Origin of the sequence: Kineococcus glutinatus (assembly GCF_039542765.1) — a bacterium.
GTDB classification, from domain to species: Bacteria; Actinomycetota; Actinomycetes; order Actinomycetales; family Kineococcaceae; genus Kineococcus_A; species Kineococcus_A glutinatus.
This window is the reverse complement of the sequence record NZ_BAABIL010000644.1, coordinates 1-5,864: the sequence shown is the minus strand read 5'-3', so window position 1 is coordinate 5,864 and position 5,864 is coordinate 1. Positions and strand designations below refer to the sequence as shown.

The window sequence follows — 5,864 nt, the reverse complement described above, 5'->3', positions numbered from 1 at the left end:
CCGGGCGCGGCTGCGGCGGGACCCGGCGGCGTGGGAGGCGGCGGTGGACCGCTACGTCGCCGACAGCCGCGCGTTCGTGCTGGGCGGTGGGACCATGGGGCCACCATGACTGCCACCGTCCCCGCGCTCCTGCCCGACCTGCTCCCCGCCGGCGACGGCGCCGATCCCGACGCGGTCTACGAGGCGGTCGAGGGGTGGGCGTCCGGCCTGGGGCTGACGCTGTACCCGGCGCAGCAGGAGGCGCTGCTGGAGGTCGTCACCGGCGCCAACGTGGTGCTCTCCACCCCCACCGGGTCGGGCAAGTCGCTCGTCGCCGTCGGGGCGCACGCCGCCGCCCTGGCCCGCGGCGAGCGCACCTTCTACACCGCCCCGCTCAAGGCGCTGGTGTCGGAGAAGTTCTTCGCCCTGGTCGAGACGTTCGGGGCCGAGCGCGTCGGGATGATGACCGGCGACGCCTCCGTCAACGCCGGCGCGCCGATCATCTGCTGCACCGCCGAGGTGCTGGCGAACATCGCGCTGCGCTCGGGCACGTTCGCCGACGTCGGCCAGGTCGTCATGGACGAGTTCCACTTCTACGCCGAACCCGACCGCGGCTGGGCGTGGCAGGTGCCGCTGGTGGAGCTGCCGCAGGCGCAGTTCGTGCTGATGTCCGCCACGCTGGGGGACGTCACGCACCTGCAGCGCGACCTCACCCGCCGCACCGGCCGCGAGACCGCCGTCGTCACCTCCGCCCAGCGCCCGGTGCCGCTGCACCACTACTACGTCACGACGCCGCTGCAGGAGACCATCGAGGACCTGCTGAAGACCGACCGCGCCCCCGTCTACGTCGTCCACCCCACCCAGGCGGCGGCCGTGGAGCAGGCGCAGGCCCTCACCAGCGCGAAGATCGCCAGCCGCGAGCAGCGCGACGCCATCGCCGAGGCCATCGGCCACTTCCGGTTCGCCGCCGGTTTCGGCAAGGTGCTGTCCCGGCTGCTGCGGATGGGCGTGGGCGTCCACCACGCCGGGATGCTGCCCAAGTACCGCCGCCTCGTGGAGACGCTCGCGCAATCCGGTCTGCTGCAGGTCATCTGCGGCACCGACACCCTCGGCGTCGGCATCAACGTGCCCATCCGCACCGTGCTGTTCGCCGGGCTCACGAAGTTCGACGGCCGCCGCGTCCGGCACTACAAGGCGCGCGAGTTCCACCAGATCGCCGGCCGCGCCGGCCGCGCCGGTTTCGACACCGCCGGCACCGTCGTCGTGCAGGCCCCCGAGCACGAGGTGGAGAACGCCCGGCGCGTCGCCAAGGCCGGTGGCGACCCCGCCAAGCTCAAGCGCGTGCAGAAGGTGAAGGCACCCGAGGGCGTCTCCTACGGCCGCGCCACCTGGGAGAAGCTCGTCGAGGCGCAGCCGGAACCGCTCACCTCGCAGTTCCGCGTCACGACGTCGATGGTCCTCAACGTGCTGCAGCGCCCCGGCGACCCCGTCGAGGCGATGCGGCACCTGCTGCGCGACAACCACGAACCGGGCAAGCAGCAGGTCAGGCACGTCCGCCGCGCCGTCGCGCTGCTGCGCACCCTGCTGGCCGCCGGCGTCGTGGAGCGGCTGCCCGCGCCGCTGCCCGACGGGCGGCAGCTGCGGCTGGTGGCCGACCTGCAGCTGGACTTCGCGCTCAACCAGCCGCTGTCGCCGTTCGCGCTGGCGGTGCTGGAGCTGCTCGACCAGCAGTCGCCCACGTACGCCCTGGACGCCGTCTCCGTCATCGAGTCCACCCTCGACGACCCGGCCAAGGTGCTCTACGCGCAGCAGTCCAAGGCCAAGGGCGAGGCCGTGGCGAGGATGAAGTCCGAGGGCATCGAGTACGAGGAGCGGATGGAGCTCCTGGAGGACGTCTCCTGGCCCAAGCCGCTGGAGGAGCTGCTGGAGGGCGCGTTCGAGACGTTCAAGCAGAGCCAGCCGTGGGTGGGCGACTACGAGGTCAAGCCCAAGTCCGTCGTCCGCGACATGTACGAGCGGGCCATGACGTTCACCGACTTCGTCGCGTTCTACCAGCTCGCCCGCTCCGAGGGCCTCGTGCTGCGCTACCTCGCCGACGCGTACAAGGCGCTGCGGCAGACCGTGCCCGAGGACGCCCGCACCGAGGAGCTCACCGACGTCGTGGAGTGGCTGGGGGAGGTCGTGCGGCAGACCGACTCCAGCCTGCTGGCGGAGTGGGAGCGGCTGCGCGACCCCGACGAGAGCGCCGAGGCGGCCACCGCCCCGCAGGAGGAGCAGGCCCCGCCCGTCACCGCCAACGCCCGCGCGTTCCGGGTGCTGGTGCGCAACGCGATGTTCCGCCGCGTGGAGCTCGCCGCCCGGCACAAGACGGGGGAGCTGGCCGCGCTCGACGAGGGCGTGCCCGGGGCGTGGGGCGTGCCGCGGTGGACCGAGGCGCTGGACGGGTACTTCGCCGAGCACGGCTCCATCGGCACCGGCCCCGACGCCCGCGGCCCGCAGCTGCTGCAGGTGGACGCGGGCGACCGCCAGGGGGGTTCGGGCTCGCCGCGGCACTGGCACGTGCGGCAGGTGCTGGACGACCCCGCCGGTGACCGCGACTGGGGGATCACCGCGGAGGTGGACCTCGACGCCTCCGACGAGGCGGGCACCGCCGTGGTGCGGGTCACCGGCCTGGACCGGCTGTAGCGGCGGGCATCCCCCGCCCGCCTCCCGCGCGGAAAGGACCCTTTCCGCGCCCTTCTCCGGGTTCGGGCGGACGGAAAGGGTCCTTTCCGCGCCGAAACCCGGAGATGGGCGCGGGAGGGGGGCGGCCCGAGCGCCGAGACCCGGAGATGGGCGCGGGAGGGGGGTGGCCCGCGTCAGCGGTGGTCCGCCACCGCCCGCAGCCGGGTGTCGAGGACGCCGAGCACCACGGCCAGCAGCGCCCCGAGCAGCAGCACCACCGCGGTGTTGCGCAGCGCCACCGGCAGGCCGAGCTCACCGGCGTCGAGGAACGGGTACGGGTACCAGCCGCCCAGCGCCCCGTGCGCGAACGTCCAGCCGATCCACGCCACCGGCCACGCGAACGCCAGCACCTGGCTGCGCCGGTCGACGCGCGGGCGCGGCCCGAACAGCAACCACCCGAGGAGCGTCGCGGCGGGCGCCGCGTAGTGCAGGCCGGCGTTCGTCCACCACCGCGCCCCGCTCGGGTCCACCAGGGCCGCCAGCACCGTCCCGAACACGACCCCGGTGATCGTGATGCCCAGCAGCGCGTCGAGGCGCAGCACCCGCCACCACCGGCCGTCGCGGTCCGGCCGCAGCGCCAGGCCGAGGGCCGCGGCGAGCACGAGCAGGTTGCTCTGCACGGTGAAGTAGCTGGCGAAGCGGACCAGCCGCGTCCCGGTGCCCGGCCCCTCGGCCGCGGCGAGGGTCAGCACCAGCTCGGTGACCAGGGAGGCCGCCACGACGGCGGCCAGCGCCGCGTGCCACCACCGCGACCGGCGCAGGGTCGCGGGCGGGGCCGCCGGCGGGGGCGGGGGAGGTGTGGCTCGGGCCATGGGTGGGGATCCTCGCGCACGTGCGACAGCGCCCGGCCCCCGTGCCGCCACCACCGCCCCGCCGTAGCGTCGCGCCATGACCACCACCGCCGGCGCACCCCCGGGCGCGGACCCGGCCCGTGCGCGCATCCGCCCGTACGCCACGCCCGACCTCGCCGCCGTCTACGACGTCTGCGTGCGCACCGGCGCCGCGGGGGGCGACGCCCGGGGTCGCCACGGCAGCGACGACCTGCTGCCGGACGTCTTCGCCGGGCCCTACGTCGTCCTCGAGCCGGAGCTGGCGTTCGTCCTCGACGACGGCGAGCGCGCCGTGGGCTACGTGGTGGGCACCGCCGACACCGCCGCGTTCGTGCGGGCCTACCGCACCCGGTGGCTGCCGCAGGTGGCCGACCGGTACCCGGTGCCGCAGGTGCCGCCGCGCACCCCCGACGACCGGCTGACGGCGCTGCTGCTGCGCCCGGAGCGGATGCTGGTGCCCGAGCTCGCGGCGTACCCCGCGCACCTGCACGTCGACGTCCTGCCGGAGCACCAGGGCGGCGGGCACGGGCGGGCGCTCGTCGAGACGTTCCTGCGCGCCGCCCGCGCCGCCGGGGCCGGGGCGGTGCACCTGGGGGTGGACCCGGCCAACACCCGGGCGCTGGGGTTCTACGAGCGCACGGGGTTCCACCGGATCGAGGTCCCGGACGCCGTGGGGGTGCTGTACCTGGGGCGCTCCACGGCGCTGGAGGAGCCCGCCGGCGGGGGTGGGGGGACCCGTGGCTGACGACGTGCGCGGGGACGACCCGTTCGCGCTGCGGCGGTTCCTGCGGGCGCAGGACGCGCAGGGCACCTACGAGGAGGCGCTGGCCGAGCTGCGCGCGGGGGCCAAGCGCAGCCACTGGATGTGGTTCGTGTTCCCGCAGCTGGCGGGGCTGGGCCGCAGCGCCACCGCGCAGCGGTACGCGATCACCGGGCCGGACGAGGCGCGCGCCTACGTCGCCCACCCGGTGCTGGGGCCGCGGCTGGTCGCCGCCGCGCGGGCGCTGCTGGACTCCGGTGCCACGGACGCCGCGGTGGCGCTCGGTGGGATCGACGCCCGCAAGCTGCACTCCAGCGCGACCCTGTTCGCGCTCACCGCCCCGGGCGAGGAGGTGTTCCGCGAGGTGCTGGAGCGGTTCTTCGGCGGGGTGGAGGACCCCGGCACGCTGCGGCTGCTGGGACGCACCGGCACCTGAGCCGGCGGCCCCGGTGCCTCAGCCCCGCAGCGCGGCGGCCGCGACCCGCAGCGCCCGCCGGCCCTCGGGCAGGGGCAGCAGCGGGTAGACGTGGACGAGGTCGCGCTCCTCGTGGTGGTCGACCCCGACCCCCGCGGCCCGGGCCCGCCGCACGAGCTCGCGGGTGTCGGGGTCGGTGATGTCGCGGGTGCCGCTGAACACCGTCAGCGGGCCGAGGCCGCGCAGGTCGCCGAACAGGGGGCTGACCAGCGGGTCGCGCACGTCGAGCCCGCCGCGCCACAGCTCGATCGCGGCGCGCGTCCCGGGCCGGGCCAGCCAGGGGTCGCGCGGTTCCACGAGGTCGATCTCGGGGTTGTCCAGGGTGAGGTCGAGGGCGGGGGCGATGAGCAGGGTGCGGTGCAGGGGGGCCACGCCGCGGTCGCGCAGCACCAGCGCGGCCGACAGCGCGATCTGCCCGCCGGCGGAGTCCCCGGCGAGCGCCACCCGGTCCGCGCCGTGGGCGTCCACCAGCTGCTGCACGGCGTCGGCGACGGCGGGCACCACCTCGGCGGCGGTGCCCAGCGGCGCGAGGGGGTAGATGGGCACGGTGACGCCCACCCGGGCCGTCGCGGCGAGCGCGGCGACGAACCGCCAGTGCAGCGGGTTGATCTGGTTGACCCACGCCCCGCCGTGGACGTGGACGACGTGGCGGTGCGGCGCGTGGTCGCGGGGGGCGACGAGGTACGCGGGCCAGGTCCCGTGCCGGCCGGCGGTGACGCGCACGTCGCGGCGCAGCCAGCGCGGGGGGCCGTAGGGCGGCGGCCGCAGCAGCTGGGCGTCGACGTGGGCGCGCATCGCGTCCGCGTCGGCGAACACGCGCTTGAAGCCGAGCAGCCGGACGAGGGGGACCGCGGCGCGGGCTGCGGGTGTGGGCACGGGGCCACCGTGGTGCCGGGTGCGCGCCGGCCGCAACCCGGCGCGGCCGGCGGGGTCGTGCGTTCGGGGGACAGGGGTCGCCCCGTGGTCGCAGACTGGACCGGCGGGCGGGCGGCGACGGGGCCGTGCCCGCCGAGGGGGCGGTCGTGGGGGTCGAACCGGTGGCCAGCGGCTTGGGCCTGGGCATCCGCTGCAGCTTGGCCTCCTCCAGCGCCCAGTA

5 protein-coding genes are annotated in these 5,864 nt (G+C 76.1%); 3 read left to right on the top strand and 2 right to left on the bottom strand.

The annotated features are described in order from the left end of the window. Nucleotides 1–30 precede the first annotated feature (30 nt). Entirely contained in the window at nucleotides 31–2,664 is a 2,634-nt protein-coding gene (locus ABEB16_RS19510) for a DEAD/DEAH box helicase (RefSeq protein WP_425560262.1), read from the top strand. 173 nt (nucleotides 2,665–2,837) lie between these two features. On the opposite strand, the gene ABEB16_RS19505 is transcribed toward ABEB16_RS19510, so the two are convergent. Further along, nucleotides 2,838–3,515 carry a Pr6Pr family membrane protein gene (locus ABEB16_RS19505; protein WP_345713865.1) on the bottom strand — a complete coding sequence of 226 codons (678 nt, stop codon included), beginning with the start codon at nucleotides 3,513–3,515 and terminating at the stop codon, nucleotides 2,838–2,840. Nucleotides 3,516–3,591: 76 nt separating this feature from the next. Here ABEB16_RS19505 and ABEB16_RS19500 point away from each other — a divergent pair, with 76 nt between their 5' ends. Beyond that, nucleotides 3,592–4,278, top strand: a complete 687-nt coding sequence (locus ABEB16_RS19500) for a GNAT family N-acetyltransferase (RefSeq protein WP_345713864.1) — start codon at nucleotides 3,592–3,594, stop codon at nucleotides 4,276–4,278. Continuing rightward, a complete protein-coding gene (locus ABEB16_RS19495) occupies nucleotides 4,271–4,729 on the top strand; it encodes a DUF1810 domain-containing protein (RefSeq protein ID WP_345713863.1) in 459 nt (152 codons plus the stop codon). The genes ABEB16_RS19500 and ABEB16_RS19495 overlap by 8 nt, the downstream gene beginning before the upstream one ends. Nucleotides 4,730–4,747: 18 nt before the next feature. Here ABEB16_RS19495 and ABEB16_RS19490 read toward each other — a convergent pair whose 3' ends face one another. Then, nucleotides 4,748–5,644 carry an alpha/beta hydrolase fold domain-containing protein gene (locus tag ABEB16_RS19490; RefSeq protein ID WP_345713862.1) on the bottom strand — a complete coding sequence of 299 codons (897 nt, stop codon included), beginning with the start codon at nucleotides 5,642–5,644 and terminating at the stop codon, nucleotides 4,748–4,750. Between the last annotated feature and the right edge of the window lie 220 nt (nucleotides 5,645–5,864).